The sequence below is a fragment of the Geodermatophilus aquaeductus genome (assembly GCF_900182545.1).
GTDB classification, from domain to species: domain Bacteria; phylum Actinomycetota; class Actinomycetes; order Mycobacteriales; family Geodermatophilaceae; genus Geodermatophilus; species Geodermatophilus aquaeductus.
This window is the reverse complement of sequence record NZ_FXTJ01000001.1, coordinates 855,800-871,478: the sequence shown is the minus strand read 5'-3', so window position 1 is coordinate 871,478 and position 15,679 is coordinate 855,800. Positions and strand designations below refer to the sequence as shown.

Sequence of the window (15,679 nt, the reverse complement as noted above, 5' to 3'; positions counted from 1 at the left end):
GGGTGTCAGCGCCCGCCGGCGAGGGCGACGCAGGGGACGCAGACGTCGCGGGCCGACGTCGGCCACTCCTCGTCGAGGGTGACGCGGGCGAGCGTGCCGCAGAGGGTGAGCTCGCAGGCGCCGTCGACCTCGGCGGCCGGCCGGTGCAGCTCGACGGCGTGCCAGAGGGCGGCGGTCGGGCCGTGGGCGCGGCTGCGGGCGGCGACGTACGGAGTGGCGGCGAAGGCAGTGGGGGCCGTGGCGGTGGGGGCCGTGGCGGTGGGGGCGGTGGGCCGTGCGGCGGCGGTGGGGGCCATGCCAGGGAGGTCGGCAGGCGCCCGGCGGCCGGTCAGCCGGGCGGCGCGGCGTTCACCCGTCCGGGTGAGGCGGCGGACCGGCGGACACGACGGCAGGATGCGGTCATGGAGCTGACGTCATGGAGCTGACGAAGCACGGGCACGCCTGCGTCGCGATCAGCGACGGCGAGCGGCGGCTGGTCATCGACCCGGGCGCCTTCACCGATCCCGCGGTCCTCGACGGGGCGACCGCGGTCCTGGTGACGCACGAGCACCCCGACCACGTGGTGCCCGACCGGCTGCGCGCGGCGATGGACGCCGACCCGGCGCTCGAGGTGTGGACGAACCGGTCCGTCGCCGAGCTGCTGGGCGGCCCGGACGGGCGGGTGCACGCGGTGGGTGACGGCGACGCGCTGACCGTCGCCGGCGTCGACGTCCAGGTGCACGGGGAGTGGCACGAGGTGGTCCACCCGGAGCTGCCCCGGGTGCACAACGTCGGGTTCCTGGTCGGTGGCCTGGTGTTCCACCCCGGCGACGCGTTCACGGTGCCGGGGACCCCGGTGGCCACGCTGCTGGTGCCGCTGCACGCGCCGTGGTGCAAGGCGTCGGAGGTGATCGACTACGTGCGCGCGGTCGACGCCGACCAGGCGTGGGCCCTGCACGACGGGCTGCTCAACGACACCGGGCTGGGGCTGATGGGCGGGCTGCTGGGAGAGCGCGGCCCGGGGACGCCCACCCCCTACGGCCGGCTGGCCCCGGGGGAGTCGGTCGAGCTCTGACTCCCCCGGGGGCCGTCGTGATCAGCGACGAACGGCACCGCGGTTGCGACCGGTGAGCGTGGAGGCCGCCACCACGAGCACGGCGGCGACGATGATGGAGATGATCCACCGGATCCAGTCGACACCGTCGGTCGACGCGACACCGAGGGCGCCGGCCACGTAGTAGCCGATCAGCACGCCGCCGATCCCGCACAGCACGGTGAGCCACAGAGGCGTGTTGTCCCGCGCCCCGGGGGCGGCGAACTTGCCCAGCAGGCCGATGATGAGTCCCGCCACGATCAGACCGATGATCTCCACAGCCAACTCCTCAGATGACTCGAACGGCGTTGCCGAGCCGGCGACGCCGGGGCACCACGCCGCTGCACGGCTCACTCGTGTACCCGGCCGCCCTGGAGTGATGCGGGGATTCCCCTAGTCGAGCGACGCCCGGCGCGCCGTCTCAGTCCGCTGCCACCTGCTCGACGTGCGCGGGCAGCTTGGCCAGCTCGCCGTCGACGGTCCGCTGGGTCATCTGCTGCATGGCGCGGCGGGCCAGCCGGTCGGCCAGCCGGGGCCGCTTCGGCGCGTGGGTGAGCGTGATGGTGACCAGGGTGGCGTCGTCGCCGGCGTCGGCGAGCTCGATGCGCGTCGTCCACGTCTCGGGGGTCAGCTCCAGCCGGGTGGTGACCACCCGCTCGGGCTCCCACTCGACGATCTCGCCGCGGGGGGCGCCGTCGCGCGGGGTCTCGTCGGCGGCGAGCCGGCCGGGGACGCAGACGAACCGGGCGCCCGGGCCCGACGCCTGGCCCTCGACGACGTAGGAGACGTCGCAGACGGCGCAGTAGGGCTCCAGCACGGCCAGCGCCCGCCACACCCGGCTGCGCGGGGCGGCCACCTCCCGGGTTCCGCTGGCGCTGGTCACTCCTCGACGGTAACCGGCGCCGACGGCCCGTCCGGACCCGGTGCGAGGTCGGCCAGCACCGCCCGGGCGACGGCGTAGCGCTCCTCCCCCACCCGGCGCGCCCACTCCCGCTCGACGGCCTCGAGCCGGTCGCGCGCCGCCGCATCCACCTCCCGGCCGCGGTCGGTGTGCCGGACCAGCCGGGCCCGCCCGTCGGAGGGGTCGGGGACGACCTCGACGTACCCGCCGGCCTCCAGCGGGGCCAGCGTCTGGGCCAGGGCCTGCTTGGTCAGGCCGCTGTCGGCGGCCAGGCGGCTGAGCCGCTCGCCCCCGGGGGGCAGCAGGGACAGCAACCGGTAGTGCCGCATCCGCAGGCCGGGGAACCGCGCGGCGCTGAGCGCGTACAGGTCGTCGCGGATCTGCTTCACCGCCGTCTCGAACAGCGCCATGACGAGCGGCGGCCCGTTGACGGGACCGGGCACGGTGCCCCACCCTCTCCTCAGGTGGACAAGTTGCTTGACCATCATCCCACGGAGCCCGCGATGACGACCTCCCCGGTCACCTTCCTGCCCGGCGGCACGACCCCCGGTGTCCTGCTGCCCGCCCTGCGCCGCTGGACCGGTGACCGCGGCCTCGAGGTCGACGACGTCGACTGCCGGCCGCTCCCCCACGACGTCAGCGCGCCCACGACCCGTGGCCTCACCCGGGTCCGGATCACCGGCCGCGACGGGTCGGGGGCGCCGGTGGAGCTGCGCCTGGTCGCCAAGGAGCTGCAGTCCGCCCGCTACGGCCTGCCGCCGCAGATGCCCGACGACGCCCGCGCCCACCTCGACGTCCTCATCCCCTGGCGGCTGGAGGCCGACGTCCTGGCCTCCGGGGTCGCCGACGACGCGCCGCCGGGACTGCGCCCGCCGGCCGTGGTGGCCGTCGAGGAGCAGCCGGAGGACCGGCTGACGCTGTGGCTCGAGGACGCCGACCCGGTGGAGGCCCCGTGGACGGCGGCCGACACCGAGCGGGCCGCGGAGGCGCTCGGCCGCCTGGCCGCCCGGCGCCGCGGCCGCCCGACCCCGTCGCTGCCGGGCGGGGACTTCCTGACCACCTACCGCGACGAGCAGCTGGGCACCTGGGCGGTCCCCTGGCTGCTCGACGACGCCACGTGGGCCACGCCGCTGTTCGGCGTCCCGGAGGTCGCCGCGCTGCGCGACGAGGTGTGCGGCCTGGCCCGCCGGGTCGACGACGTGCACGCCCGGCTCGCGCCGCTGCCGGTGCTCCCCGCGCACGGGGACGCGACGCCGATGAACCTGCTCCGGCCGGCGGCGGCACCGGACACGTTCGTGCTGGTGGACTGGGCCATGACCGGGCCCGCACCGGCCGGCTTCGACGTCGTCCCGCTGGTCTTCGGCCGGGCGGAGTGCGGGCTGGGCCCGGCCGACGAGGTGCCCGCCCTGCTCGGGCCCGCGCTGGCCGGCTACGCGCGGGGGCTGGCCGACGAGGGGGTCGACGTCCCCCTGGCCGACCTGGAGACCGCGGTGCTGGCGGCCGCCCTGCTGCGCTACCCGTGCACCGGCATGCCGCTGCACGTGCTGTTCGAGCCGGTCACCGACGAGCTGCTGGCCTACGCGGCGCGGCGGGCCCGCTTCGTGCGGATGGTGCTCGACCTCGAGCCGCGGCTGACGGCGCTCAGCGGCCGGTGACGGAGACCTCGAACTCGACCTGGCTGACGTCGGGCCGCAGGCGGGAGAAGCTGTGCACCAGCGGGTTCCCACCGCTGTCGCGCACGGTGGTGCGGACGACGAGCAGCGGGGAGCCGGCGGCGATCCGCAGCAGGTCGGCCTCGTCCGGGGCTGCGGTGCCGACGTCGACGACGATGCGGGCGTGCGCGAGGTCGGCGCCGTACTCGCGCCGGAGGAAGTCGTACAGCGAGCCCTCGCTGAAGTCCTCCTCGGCGGCCCGCGGGTAGAGCTCGGCGGGCAGGAAGCTGTGCGCGACGTGGTTGGGCGCGCCGTCGACGCTGCGCAGCCGCTCGAGCTCGACGACGTCCTCGGCGACGTCGAGGGCGAGCTCGGCGGCGACCGTCGCGGGCGCCGGGACCACCCGCTGCTGGAGCACCGTGGTGCCCACCTGGGCGCCCTGCTCGGCCATCACCGAACTCCAGCCGGCGATGCGGTGGACGAAGCTCTCCCGGTACTCATGCCGGATCGCCGGCCGGGTCACGTAGGTGCCCCGGCCCTGCTCGCGCACGAGATGGCCGTCGGCGACCAGGCCGTCGACGGCGCGGCGCAGCGTGATCCGGCTGACGCCGTACTCCGCGCACAGCGTCGGCTCCGGGGGCAGCAGCGCCCCCTCGGGCATCGCGGCGACCCGGCGCCGGAGGTGCTCCCGGACCGAGAGGTACTTCGGTCCCGCCGTCGCTGCCGTCACGACCGCCAGACTATGCGGGGAAAGACGTCTGCGGACGTCATGTCGTATGAGACGTCTCTCGCGTTCACCCTCCCGGTGCCCGCAGTTCCACCACGGTGACCTCCGGCCGGGCCCCGACGCGCATGGGCGGGCCCCAGTAGCCGGCGCCGGAGGTGACGTAGAGCTGGGTGTCGCCGTGCCGGGACAGCCCCTCGACGGCGGGCTGGTCGAGCCGGATCGCGTAGTCGAAGGGCCACAGCTGCCCGCCGTGCGTGTGGCCGGACAGCTGCAGGTCCACCCCCGCGGCCTGCGCCTGCTCGACCATGAACGGCTGGTGGGCCAGCAGCACCACCGGGGTGGCGTCGTCGCGGCCGTCGAGGGCGGCGTCGAGGTCAGCGCCGTGGCCGGGCAGTCCCGAGGACGCCGCCGTGCGGTCGTCGATCCCGGCCAGGTCGACGGAGGCACCGCCGCGGGTGATCGGGACGCGCTCGTTGCGCAGCACGTCGACGCCGAGGGTGGGCAGGTGCCGCAGCCACGCGGCGGTGTCGACGAAGTACTCGTGGTTGCCGGTGACGAAGAAGACGCCCTGCTCGCTCACCAGGTCCGCCAGCGGGGCGACGTCGCGGCGCAGCTCGTCGACCTCGCCGTCGACGAGGTCCCCGACGATCGCGACGACGTCGGGGCGCTGGGCGTTCACCGTCTCGACCAGCCGCTCGAAGCGCCGCCCGCCGTAGGTGGCCGAGAGGTGGCCGTCGGAGAAGGTGACGATCCGCAGCCCGTCGAGGGCCGGGTCCAGCCGGGGCAGCGTGATGGGCACGCGCCGCACGACGGGAGTGGAGTTGGCGGCGTAGACGCCCGTGCCGGCGGTGCCGAGCGCGACCGCGCCCGCGGTGACGGCCAGCGAGCGGGCGAGGAACAGCCGCCGCGACGGATCGACGGGAGCGGACTCGTCAGGTGTCGGCTCCTCCGCGGCCGGGGCGCCCACGGGGACGGGGACGGCGGCCGGTCGACGGGCCCATCGGCGCAGCAGCAGCCGCACCGGCTCGAGGACGAGCAGCGCGAGGAAGAGGTAGAAGGCCAGGCCGAGCCAGGTGAAGCCGACCCAGGCCAGCGGCTCCTGGGCCGACAGGGACAGGCTGCGGCGGGTCAGCACCGCCGCGGCGGGCAGCAGGGCGAGGACGACGGTGACCCAGGTGAGCAGCCGCCGCGTGCGTCCCGGCCGGGTGGTGCTCCGGACCAGGCGCCACCAGAGGTAGCCGTGCAGCACCAGGAGGGCGAGCAGGACGACCGTCCCGAACCCCAGCAGAGCGATCAGGGACAGGACGGGCCTCGTTTCGTCTCAGGCGGTGGGTACCCCGGCAGGACACGTCCGGGAGGGCCGGGACGTTCCCGTCCCGGCCGGCGGATCGGCGCCGTCAGGCCCGGACGGCCTTGACCGCGGCCCGCAGCGTCGGCTCCATCGCCCAGAACCGCTGGTCGGCGTGCTCGGCGCGCAGCTCCTCCAGCGCGTGCAGCCGGCCGTAGGCGAAGGTGTCCTCGCCCGCCCCGACGGCGGCCGCGGCCAGCCGCAGGCACCACTGCCGGGCGACGACGGTGTCCTGCGCCTCGCCCAGCACGTCCTGCACCTCCTTCATGCAGGCCACGAGCGCCTCGGCCGGTGCCCCGAGCAGCGGCGCGGCGACCTCGGCGGTGTAGCGGACCCGCTTGGCCGCCTTGCGCACCTCGTGCAGCGCGTGCTCGGTCTCCTCCTCGTGGGCGCCCGGATCCTCCTGCTCGCGGGCGCGGGCCTCGTCGATGCGCGCCTGCAGCCGCTTGCCGGTGCGCTTGACGGCGTCGGCGAGGACGGTGCGCCCGGGCTCGCCGGCGGCCTCGGCCAGCGGCGGGTCGGTGAGCAGGCCGTCCAGGGTGTCGAGCAGCGCCAGGTGCCGGCGGTCCGACAGCGCCCGCACCGCCGCCTTGCGGCCCCGCTCGACGTCGGCGACCTCGGTCTGCTGCAGCCGCGCGGCGACCGGGCCGCGCACCAGGACGACCGGCTGCGCGGCCACGACGGCCTTGAGGTGCTCGAGCGCAACCTCGCCGTCGCGGGCGCCGGAGAGCGCGGCGCCGACCCACTGCAGCTCGTCGCGGACGGGGTCGGTGGCGGTGCGGTCGAGCACCGACCGGAAGGCGGCGAGGATGCTGCGGATCCGGCGGCAGGCCACGCGCAGGTCGTGCACGCCCTCGGGGTCGCCGGTGCGGACGCCGATGTCGGCGGTCTGCAGCGCCTGGACCTGGCCGCGCAGGGCGCCGAGGACGACCTCGGCGGCCGTCGGCCCCGTGGCCTGCTTCTTGCCCTTCTTCCCCTTCTTGCCGGACTGCGCGTCCGGGACGGCCGGGCGGACGGCCGGGGCGGGGGTCAGCGCGGCGAGCCGGTCGGCGAGCACCCGGGTGAGCTTGGACGGGAGGTCGGAGGGCCGGATGCCGGCCGCGCCCAGGGCCGCGGTGACGCCGTCGAGCAGGGTGGGATCGCCCTCGACGAGCTCCACCTCGATCTCGCGCCAGGTCATGACGGTCGCCGGGGTCTCGGGGTCGGGCGCCAGCGCCGTGCCGGTCACCGTGTCGACGGCGACCTCGGCGAGCACCGTGCCGCCGTCGCCGAGCAGGTGCGTGACCTGCCGCGTCGTCTGCAGGGTGGCCACCGGCGCCGGCTTCGCGCCGCGGAGCACGGCGGTCACCGGGTCGGTGACCGGGCGCGGCACGAGCGTGCGCCGGGTGCCCAGCGGGGCGTGCAGCTCCCGGCGGGAGCCGGCCACGGCGGTGGGCAGCTTGAGGTGCCAGCCGGCGTCGGTGCCGCCGGTGCGCCGGCGCAGGGTGATCCGGGCGCGGGCCAGCCGCAGGTCCGGGGTGTCGAAGTAGGTGGCGTCGAGCTCGTGCGTGACCGGGTCCCCGGCCGACGACACGCCGTCGACGACGGTCAGGTCGGGGAGGACGACGTCCGGCCCCGCCTCGAACTTGCGCTCGACCTCGAGTTGTCCGCTGCCCACGTCGTCCTCCTCTTGGATGATCGTCCGGGTCGACGGTAGGCGTCCGCGGGGTGTCGGGGCACCCCGGACCGGGCACTCCCCCGCGGAAGACGCCAGACCGTGGCGTCGACGGAGGAGGCGAGCAGCGTGTTGAGCGAGCGAGACCTGTCCGCGGCGATCGGGAGCACGGTCCAGGGGCCCGACGGCGAGAAGATCGGCACCGTCGAGAGCTTCTTCGTCGACGACCGCACCGGCGCGCCCACCTGGGTGGCCGTGAGCACCGGGCTGTTCGGCACCAAGCACTCCATCGTCCCGGCCACGCAGGCCACCTTCGGCGACGGCGTCCTCAGCGTGCCGGTGCACAAGGACACCGTGAAGCACGCCCCGATCACCGGCGGGGACCACCTCGGCCCCGAGGACGAGGCGGCGCTGCGGGAGCACTACGGCCTGACGGGCGGCACGGCACAGCCCGGCGGCACCGCAGAGCCGGGCCCCGACGTCCCCACCGGGCAGCCGTGGTCACAGGCCGGCAGCGGGCCGACCCGCTCGGACGCCGGGCCCGCCACCGACGTACCCGCCACCGGCGCGGCCGGCGTCGACAGGCGGGACACCGCGGTCAGCAACGAGCCGCCGGCCGCCGGCACGTCCGCCCAGACCGGTGCGCCGGGCAGCGGTGCCTCGGCGGCCGCCGGCGCGGTGGCCGACCAGGGCACCCGCCCCGTCCCCCAGCCGGCCGCGGGCATGCGGACCACCACGGAGCAGGCGGCTCCGCCGCCCGCGGCGGAGCACGCCCCCCGGCACGCCGGCGGGGCGGTGACCGGCGGGGCGGTGACCGACGGAGCCATGGCGCGCAGCGAGGAGCAGTTGCGGGTCGGCACCGAGCAGGTGGCCGCCACGCGCGTGCGGCTGGTCAAGTACGTGGTCACCGAGGAGGTGCAGGTGACCGTGCCGATCCGCCGCGAGGAGATCCGCGTCGAGCACGTGCCGCTCGACGCCCCCGACGTCCCCGGTGAGTCGCTCGCCCCCGCGGGCGGTCAGCAGTACGCGGAGACGGCACAGCCCGGCACCGTGCAACCCGGGACGGGTCTCGGCGGGCTGCCCGAGGAGATCGTGCTGCACGCCGAGCGCCCGGTGGTGTCGGTGGAGGTCGTGCCGGTCGAGCGGGTCCGGCTGGCCACCGAGGTCGTGCAGGGCCAGGAGCGGGTCACCGAGCAGGTGCAGCGGGAGCAGATCGTCGTCGACCAGACCCGTTCGGGTCCGGTGCGCTAGCCGCGCCTGTCGGCCAGGAAGGCGAACCGCTCGCGGGTGGCGGTGACCTCGGCGGCCTCCACGTCGGCCAGCACGAGCGTCTCGCCCCCCGCGGCGGCGGCCAGCACCTCGCCCATCGGGTCGACCACCCGGCTGTCACCCGCGTGGTGCAGACCGTCGCCGCCGGTACCCACGCGGTTGCAGGCGACCACGTAGGCCTGGTTCTCGATGGCGCGCGCCCGCAGCAGCGTCGTCCAGTGGTGCCGGCGCGCCGAGGGCCAGTTCGCCGTCACCAGGTAGACGTCGGTGTCCTGCGCGGCGGCCCAGAAGACGTCGGCGAAGCGCAGGTCGTAGCAGACGAACGGGGTGACCCGCAGCCCGCCGATCGTCACCGTCACCGGGCCGTCGCCGGCGCGGTAGCGCTCGGCCTCGCCGCCGTGGGTGAACGGGTGCAGCTTGCGGTAGCGGTGCACCGTGCCGTCGGGGCCGGCGAGGACGAAGGAGTTGTAGGGCAGCTCCGCGCCGGGCGCGATCTCCGGGCAGGTGCCGGCCACCCACACGCCGTGCTCGGCGGCCTGGGCCCGCAGGAAGGACGCCGACGGGCCGTCCTCGGGCTCGCCGATGCCGGGTGTCATGGAGAACCCGGTGGAGAACGTCTCGCTGAGCAGCACGAGCTCCGCCCCGGCGGCGGCCGCGCGGGCCACCTGCGGCGCCAGCCGGGAGTAGTTGGCCTCCCGGTCCTCCCAGACGATGTCGTGCTGGACGACCCCGAACCTCATGCGCTCATCCTGCCCAGCCGGTCGACCGCCTCGTCGAGCACCTCGTCGCGCTTGCAGAAGGCGAACCGCACCAGGTGGCGGCCGAGGTGCGCGTGACCCGCCGTCCAGAAGACCCCGGCCGGGACCGCCACCACGCCGGCGCGCTCGGGCAGCGCCCGGCAGAACGCGAGGCCGTCACCGTCGGGCTGCACGCCGCGGACGTCGACGGTGGCGAAGTAGGTGGCCTCCGGGCTGATCGTCGGCAGGCCGGCCGCCCGCAGCCCCGCGACCAGCACGTCGCGGCGCCGCTGCAGGTCGCGGGCGATCCCGGTGAAGTAGGCGTCCGGCAGGGCCAGGCCCGCGGCGACCGCCGGCTGGAACGGCCCGGCGTTGACGTAGGTGAGGAACTGCTTGGCGGTGCGGACGGCGGCCACCAGCGGCGCCGGCCCGCAGGCCCAGCCGACCTTCCAGCCGGTGGTGCTGAACGTCTTGCCGCCGCTGCCGACGACCAGCGTGCGGTCGCGCAGGCCGGGCAGCGTGGCCGGCGAGACGTGCGCGGCACCGTCGAAGACCAGGTGCTCGTAGACCTCGTCGGTGACCAGCAGCAGGCCGGCCGCGAGGACCACCTCGGCCACCAGGTCCAGCTCGGCGCGGCTGAAGACCTTGCCGGTCGGGTTGTGCGGGGTGTTCAGCAGCAGCAGCTTCGTCCGCGGGGTGACGGCGGCGCGCAGGTCGGCGGGGTCGAACGTCCAGACCGCGCCGTCGGTGTCGGCCGGCGGCGGGGTGAGCGGCACCGGGCGCAGCACGCCACCGGCCATCGCCACGGCCGCGGCGTAGCTGTCGTAGACCGGCTCGAAGACGACCACCTCGTCGCCGGGCTCGACCAGCGCCAGCATCGCCGCGCTGAGCGCCTCGGTGGCGCCGGCGGTGACCAGCACCTCCGTGTCGGCGTCGTAGGCCAGCCCGCGGAAGCGCGCGACGTGCGCGGCGATCGCCGTCCGCAGCTCCGGGGTGCCGGGGCCGGGCGGGTACTGGTCGGCCATCGTGCCGATCGCGGCGCGGGCGACGTCGAGGACCTCGGCCGGCCCGGGGGCGTCGGGGAAGCCCTGGCCGAGGTTGATCGAGCCGGTGGCCACCGCCAGGGCGCTCATCTCGGCGAACACCGTCGTCCCGAAGCCCTGCAGGCGCTCGGCGAGGTACGGCTCGCGGGTCACGCGACCACCTCGAAGCGCACCGACCGGCGGGCGACGTCGGCCTCGGTGAGCCGCACCCGCACGCGGGAGCCGGGCTCCAGCGCGGTCCCCACGCAGCGGCCGCGGATCGCCGGCTCGGCGAGGACGACGGTGCCGCGGTCGCCGTCGGCGTCGACCACGACGGCGTCGAACAGCGCGCCCTCGCGGCCGGCGAGCAGCCACGCCTCGGTGGCGTCGACGGCGGCCCGCTCGACCGACCGGGTGCGCCGGTCGGACGTGGCCATGAGGCCGGGCAGCTCCGGCAGCGCGGCGCGCACCGCGGGGTCGGGCTCGCGGCCGGCGGCCAGGGCGAGGCAGACCTCGGTGGCGAACCGGTCGACCAGCCGGCGCAGCGGGGCGGTGACGTGCGCGTACGTCGAGCCGACGCCGGCATGGCCGGTCTGCTCCGGCGGGGCGCCGTCGAACGGGGTGTACGCGGCGCCGCGCAGCAGCGCGGCGGCCTCCTCGAGGAACGCCGCGTGGCGGGGGTCGGCGACGTCGAGGCCGGCGAGCACCTGACCCGCCCCGGTCCCGGCCGGCCAGTCGACCCCGAGCGCCGGGGCCAGCCGGCGCAGCCGCTCGACGTCCTCCGGGCGGGCCGGCGGGAGGGTGCGCAGCACGCCGACGCCGCCGTCGAGCATGAGCCGGGCCGCCACGCGGCCGGTGAGCAGCGAGATCTGCGCGTTCCACCCCTCGACGGGGAGGTCGGCGCGGGCCACGAGCGTCCAGCCGCCGTCGGGGCCGTGCACCACCTGCTGCTCGGGGGTGCCGAGCTCGATGGCGCCGCGGTCGGCCGCGCCCTGCTCGAGCAGCCGGCCGATCTCGGGCAGGAGGGCGATCGCGTCGGGGAGGGTGCCGGCGTCGGCCTGCGCCTGGACGTCGGGATAGGCGAGCTGGGCGCGGCTGCGGACGCGGGCGCGGCGCAGGTCGACCGCGCGCACCCCGCCGTCGGCGTCGAGGCGGATCGTCCACAGCGCCGCGGCGCGGTCCTGGCCGGGCAGCAGGCTGGCCGCGCCCTCGCTCAGGACCGGCGGGTGCAGCGGCGTGCGCCGGTCGGGGCTGTAGAGGGTCTGGCCGCGGCGGCGGGCCTCGGCGTCGAGCGCGCCGCCGAGGGCGACCACCGCGCCGACGTCGGCGATGGCGTAGCGAACGACGTAGCCGCCGTCCTCCCGGGCGAGGTGCACGGCCTGGTCGAGGTCACGGCTGCCCGGTGGGTCGACGGTGACCAGCGGCAGGCCGGTGGCGTCGTCGGCGGGCAGGGGCAGCTCCGCGGCCACCCGCTCGGCCTCGGCGACCACCTCGGGCGGGAAGTCCTCCGGGACGTCGAACTCCGCCCGGATCGCGTCGAAGTCCGGCCCGGGAGGGGCGGCCTCGGGCCAGCGCGGCACCGCGAAGGCGCCCCGGTCCTCGTTCCACGTGGAACCCGCCGCGGCCGTCACGCGACGCGCACGTCGTCGGCACCGGGGATCGAGACGACGTCGCCGCGGCGCACCTGCCGGCCGCGGCGGTCCTCGGGCTCCCCGTTGACGCGGACGTCGCCGGTGACCAGCACGTCCTTCACCTGGGCGCCGGTCGGGACGGCGTCGACGAGCTTGAGCAGCTGCCCGAGGCGGATGGAGTCCTCGCCGGGTCGCAGTTCCACGGTGCGCACGACTGCGATGGTGCCCTCAGAGCCGCGCGAGCGCGTCGCCGACCGCCACCCGGCCCGGCACGGGGACCAGGGCGCCGACGGCCAGCTCACCGCCGCGCTGCCGGTGGATGGTCTTGAGGACGCCGTTGTCGCGGGCGATGCCGCCGGGCTGCGGGCGGGTCACCATCACGCAGCGGCTGACCGGCTTGACGACGTCGAGCACCGCCGTCCCCAGCCGCACGGTCGACCCGACCAGGTCGTCCTCGCCCTCCCCGTCGAGCAGCACGTTGGCGCGGAACCGCCGCCGGTCCCAGGTGCCCAGCGTGCCGGTGGAGACCAGCGAGACGCGGATGCGCGAGCTGTCGTGGAAGGCGCCGCGGGCGCCCTCGAAGGCGTCCCAGTCGTACTCGGCGTCCTCGCCGACCACTGCGGGGTTCTCGTACTGCCGCGGCCCGCGCTCGGCGTCCGCCGACCGCAGCGACACCGGCCGGCCGAGCCAGTCCGACAGCACGGCGTCGTCGACGGTGACCGTGCCGTCGGGGAGGACCACCTCGACGCGGCCGTCGGCGCGCATCCGGCCGGAGGCGAACAGCAGGTCCGGGTGGCGGCGGGCGGTGAGGCCGAAGCCGGTGGACGCGTCGAACAGCGCCCACTGCCGGTCGCCGGTCAGGCCCTCGGGCCCGACGTCGACGGCGTCGAGCCGCTCGCCCTGCAGCGACTTGACCGGGTAGCGCCACAGCTCCTGGACCCGCACCTCAGGCCACCGTCCAGGTGAGCGTCCACGTGCCGGCCCAGCTCTCCCCCGGGTCGAGGACGACGAGGTCGACGCCGTCGGCCAGCGCGTTGGGCGGGCAGGTCATCGGCTCGACCGCGAGGCTGCGGCGCCGCTGGCCCTCGGGGAGCGTGTCGCCGCTGTAGACCTGCAGCCACGGCCAGGACCGGTCGACGGCCAGCTCGAGCGTGCCGGCGGCACCGCGGAGCCGGACCCGGGCCCATCCGTCGTCGTCGCGGTCGAGGTCGGTGACGGCGTCGTCGAGCGCGCGCTCCCCGATCCGGCCGACGGCGCCGTCGAAGGGCCGGCGGGTGCCGGTGGGCAGGCCGCCGTCGAGGTCGAGGGCGGTGCGCGCCGGGACGGTGAGCTCGGCGTCGCCGATGCCGCCGTCCTCCGTGGCGCCGACGGAGAGGTAGGGGTGCATGCCGACGCCGAAGGGCGCGGGCCGGTCACCGGCGTTGCGGACCCGGACGGTGACGGTGAGCCGGCCGGGCGCGAGGGCGTGGTCGACGGCGGCCGCCAGGCGGAACGGATACCCCGGCCGGGCCTCGACGACGGTGCCGACGGTGACGGCGTCGGAGTGGCGGGCCAGCACCGACCACGTCTGCCAGGTGACCAGGCCGTGGGCGGCGGGCTTGCCGGGCGCGGCGACGTCGAGCTGCAGCTGCCGCCCCTCCCAGGTCCACTGCCCGTCGCACAGCCGGTTGGGCCACGGCAGCAGGACGCCGCCGCGCCGCCCGGCGGGCACCGTGCCGGCGGGATAGCCGTCGAGGACGTCCCAGTCGCCGACGGCCAGCGCGCGCAGCCCTCCCCCGCGCAGGTCGACGGCGAGGCGGGCATCGCCGCTGACGAGCTCCACCTCCGCGGGCTCGGTGGACGGCCAGGCGGTCATGGGCGGCACGCTCACCCGCTCACCCCACCACACACGCCCGCCTCAGCCCACCTCGTAGTCGAGGACCAGGACCGCGCCGTCCGCCTCGTGGGTCAGCTCCACCGTGCCGCGCAGCCCGGCCAGCTCGCCGGTCGCCGTGCCGGGGAGGACGACGCCCCGCGCCGCCTGCGCCGTCCCGTCGACGACGCCGCTGTGCTGCAGGACGAAGCTGCCCGCGCGGCCGTCGAGGGTGCCGGTCACGTGCTCGACGGCGACGTAGCCCGCTGGGGTCTCGCCGACGGCCGCCGCGGTCATGGCGACGACGCTGCCGCCGGTCATCGGGCCGGAGAACGTCTTGCGCAGCGTGACCCGCGAGAAGGCGACCGGGCCGTCACCGCCCAGGTCCAGGGGCTCGGGCTCCCAGCCGGTGACCTCGAACGGGATGCGGACGACGGTGCCCATGCGGCCTCCTGGATCGGCGAGTGGGCCGCAGCCTGCCGCACCGGGCCGACGATCCTCGATCCGCGGACGCGTCAAGCGCCCTCGGGAACCCGTGGACGAGCGTCTGACCTGGGGATACAGGTCGCGCGAGGGCCTCCCGGGCGGTAAGCTTCGTACATGTGTTCGGGTGACCTGGGCGGCGGTGATGTCCTCGACGACGTCGCCGCGCTGGTCGCCGAGCGCAACCGGATCGACGCCGCGTTGGCCCGCCGCGTGCGTGCCGCGGAGCTGTCGCAGGCACCCGAGCGCGACGGCCTGAAGTCGATGGCCTCCTGGCTGGGCGGGCACTGCCGGCTGTCACCGGCCGAGGCCTTCCGGCTGGTGCGCAACGGCCGCGCGATCGAACACCTGCCCGCCCTGGGCGAGGCGCACGACGCCGGCCTGGTGTCGGCGGCGCAAGTAGCCGAGGCGGCGCGGGCGGTGACGCCGCAGCGGCTGTCCGACGCTGCTGCGGCCGGGGTGGACCTGGCGGTGATCGACGCGGTGTTCACGAGTGTCGCGATCGAGCAGGAACACGCCGACCTGGTGCAGGTCGTGCAGCGCTACCTCGACGACCTCGACCCCGACGGGCCCGAGCCCGACCCTACCGAGGGCCGGTCGCTCACCCTGTCCAAGCACGCCGACGGGTCGCTGAGCATCCGCGGTCACCTCGACGCCGTCGGCGGCGAGCGGCTGCAGGCCGCACTGGAGGCGCACGTGCAAGCCGACCGGCCCGCCGGCGACGAGCGCACCCGCGCTCAGCGGCAGGCCGACGCCCTGGTGCAGCTGTGCGACAACGCCCTCGCCGCCGGGTCGCTACCGATCATCCGCGGGATCAAGCCCCAGGTGATCGCCAAGATCAGCCTCGAGGACCTCGCCACCGGCAGCGGGACCGCGGAGATGGGGTTCGGCGCGGTGATCTCCGCCGCCCGCGCCCGGTGGCTGGCCTGCGACGGCGCGGTGAGCCGGGTCGTGTTCGGCCCGGACGGCGCCCCGCTGGATCTGGGCCGCGAGCACCGCCTTGCCGACCGCCACCTGCGCCGGGCGGCCGAGCTCCGCGACGGCGGCTGCGTGTTCACCGGCTGTTCCGCCCCCACGCACTGGTGCGACGTGCACCACCTCGTGCACTGGATCGACGGCGGCGAGACCAGCCTCGACAACTCAGCCCTGCTCTGCGAACGCCACCACACCAAGGTCCACCACGGCTTCCGCGTCGAGCGACAACCCGACGGCCGATGGCGCACCTGGCGCCCCGACGGCACCGAGATCACCGTCCCCGCGGCACTCGGCGCCGCCTGAGCCGTGGGACCTGCACGGCCGCCCGCCGGACATAGCGGACGGCCGTGCGACGC

Annotated in this window: 18 protein-coding genes; 4 read left to right on the top strand and 14 right to left on the bottom strand. The window is 76.3% G+C overall.

Annotated features, from left to right (window positions below; genetic code table 11):
* Window positions 1-5: 5 nt before the first annotated feature.
* Window positions 6-296, bottom strand: a complete 291-nt coding sequence (locus FN207_RS04285) for a hypothetical protein (RefSeq protein WP_246065748.1) — start codon at window positions 294-296, stop codon at window positions 6-8.
* A 119-nt stretch (window positions 297-415) separates the two neighbouring features.
* On the opposite strand from FN207_RS04285, the gene FN207_RS04280 reads away from it, so the two are divergent.
* Window positions 416-1,054 (top strand): MBL fold metallo-hydrolase, encoded by a 639-nt coding sequence (locus tag FN207_RS04280; RefSeq protein WP_142457042.1) that lies wholly within the window; start codon window positions 416-418, stop codon window positions 1,052-1,054.
* 21 nt (window positions 1,055-1,075) lie between these two features.
* Here FN207_RS04280 and FN207_RS04275 read toward each other — a convergent pair whose 3' ends face one another.
* From FN207_RS04275 to FN207_RS04265, 3 genes are all read right to left on the bottom strand, one after another.
* Entirely contained in the window at window positions 1,076-1,351 is a 276-nt protein-coding gene (locus FN207_RS04275; RefSeq protein WP_142457041.1) for a GlsB/YeaQ/YmgE family stress response membrane protein, read from the bottom strand.
* 142 nt (window positions 1,352-1,493) lie between these two features.
* Window positions 1,494-1,955, bottom strand: a complete 462-nt coding sequence (locus FN207_RS04270; RefSeq protein ID WP_142457040.1) for an SRPBCC family protein — start codon at window positions 1,953-1,955, stop codon at window positions 1,494-1,496.
* Window positions 1,952-2,416, bottom strand: a complete 465-nt coding sequence (locus FN207_RS04265; RefSeq protein WP_142457039.1) for a MarR family winged helix-turn-helix transcriptional regulator — start codon at window positions 2,414-2,416, stop codon at window positions 1,952-1,954. The genes FN207_RS04270 and FN207_RS04265 overlap by 4 nt, the downstream gene beginning before the upstream one ends.
* A gap of 60 nt (window positions 2,417-2,476) precedes the next feature.
* On the opposite strand from FN207_RS04265, the gene FN207_RS04260 reads away from it, so the two are divergent.
* Window positions 2,477-3,628, top strand: a complete 1,152-nt coding sequence (locus FN207_RS04260; protein WP_142457038.1) for a phosphotransferase — start codon at window positions 2,477-2,479, stop codon at window positions 3,626-3,628.
* On the opposite strand, the gene FN207_RS04255 is transcribed toward FN207_RS04260, so the two are convergent.
* The 3 genes from FN207_RS04255 to FN207_RS04245 form a co-directional block, all read right to left on the bottom strand.
* Window positions 3,615-4,355 carry a GntR family transcriptional regulator gene (locus tag FN207_RS04255; protein ID WP_110909030.1) on the bottom strand — a complete coding sequence of 247 codons (741 nt, stop codon included), beginning with the start codon at window positions 4,353-4,355 and terminating at the stop codon, window positions 3,615-3,617. The genes FN207_RS04260 and FN207_RS04255 overlap by 14 nt on opposite strands.
* Before the next feature lie 64 nt (window positions 4,356-4,419).
* A complete protein-coding gene (locus FN207_RS04250) occupies window positions 4,420-5,601 on the bottom strand; it encodes a metallophosphoesterase (protein ID WP_246065747.1) in 1,182 nt (393 codons plus the stop codon).
* A gap of 148 nt (window positions 5,602-5,749) precedes the next feature.
* The gene (locus tag FN207_RS04245; protein ID WP_142457036.1) at window positions 5,750-7,357 is read right to left on the bottom strand and encodes a CYTH and CHAD domain-containing protein; all 1,608 of its coding nucleotides are present in this window, start codon (window positions 7,355-7,357) and stop codon (window positions 5,750-5,752) included.
* A 126-nt stretch (window positions 7,358-7,483) separates the two neighbouring features.
* Here FN207_RS04245 and FN207_RS04240 point away from each other — a divergent pair, with 126 nt between their 5' ends.
* Entirely contained in the window at window positions 7,484-8,605 is a 1,122-nt protein-coding gene (locus FN207_RS04240) for a PRC and DUF2382 domain-containing protein (RefSeq protein WP_142457035.1), read from the top strand.
* Here the strand turns inward: FN207_RS04240 and FN207_RS04235 are convergent.
* The 7 genes from FN207_RS04235 to FN207_RS04205 are packed head-to-tail and all read right to left on the bottom strand — an operon-like array spanning window position 8,602 to window position 14,309.
* On the bottom strand, window positions 8,602-9,363 hold the full coding sequence (locus tag FN207_RS04235) for a nitrilase-related carbon-nitrogen hydrolase (protein ID WP_142457034.1): 762 nt from the start codon (window positions 9,361-9,363) through the stop codon (window positions 8,602-8,604). The genes FN207_RS04240 and FN207_RS04235 overlap by 4 nt on opposite strands.
* Complete coding sequence (locus tag FN207_RS04230) at window positions 9,360-10,556, bottom strand: pyridoxal phosphate-dependent aminotransferase (RefSeq protein ID WP_142457033.1); 1,197 nt, start codon at window positions 10,554-10,556, stop codon at window positions 9,360-9,362. Before FN207_RS04230 ends, FN207_RS04235 begins: the two co-directional genes overlap by 4 nt.
* Window positions 10,553-12,013, bottom strand: coding sequence for an RNB domain-containing ribonuclease (locus FN207_RS04225; protein ID WP_246065746.1), 1,461 nt, complete (start codon window positions 12,011-12,013; stop codon window positions 10,553-10,555). The genes FN207_RS04230 and FN207_RS04225 overlap by 4 nt, the downstream gene beginning before the upstream one ends.
* Window positions 12,010-12,225 (bottom strand): RNA-binding S4 domain-containing protein, encoded by a 216-nt coding sequence (locus FN207_RS04220; protein ID WP_185938146.1) that lies wholly within the window; start codon window positions 12,223-12,225, stop codon window positions 12,010-12,012. Before FN207_RS04220 ends, FN207_RS04225 begins: the two co-directional genes overlap by 4 nt.
* A 16-nt stretch (window positions 12,226-12,241) precedes the next feature.
* Window positions 12,242-12,958, bottom strand: coding sequence for an MOSC domain-containing protein (locus FN207_RS04215; protein WP_142457032.1), 717 nt, complete (start codon window positions 12,956-12,958; stop codon window positions 12,242-12,244).
* A gap of 1 nt (window position 12,959) precedes the next feature.
* Window positions 12,960-13,868 (bottom strand): aldose epimerase family protein, encoded by a 909-nt coding sequence (locus FN207_RS04210; protein WP_142457031.1) that lies wholly within the window; start codon window positions 13,866-13,868, stop codon window positions 12,960-12,962.
* 42 nt (window positions 13,869-13,910) lie between these two features.
* Complete coding sequence (locus FN207_RS04205) at window positions 13,911-14,309, bottom strand: DUF3224 domain-containing protein (protein ID WP_142457030.1); 399 nt, start codon at window positions 14,307-14,309, stop codon at window positions 13,911-13,913.
* Between the two features lie 156 nt (window positions 14,310-14,465).
* Here FN207_RS04205 and FN207_RS04200 point away from each other — a divergent pair, with 156 nt between their 5' ends.
* On the top strand, window positions 14,466-15,626 hold the full coding sequence (locus FN207_RS04200; RefSeq protein WP_142457029.1) for an HNH endonuclease signature motif containing protein: 1,161 nt from the start codon (window positions 14,466-14,468) through the stop codon (window positions 15,624-15,626).
* Window positions 15,627-15,679: the final 53 nt, after the last annotated feature.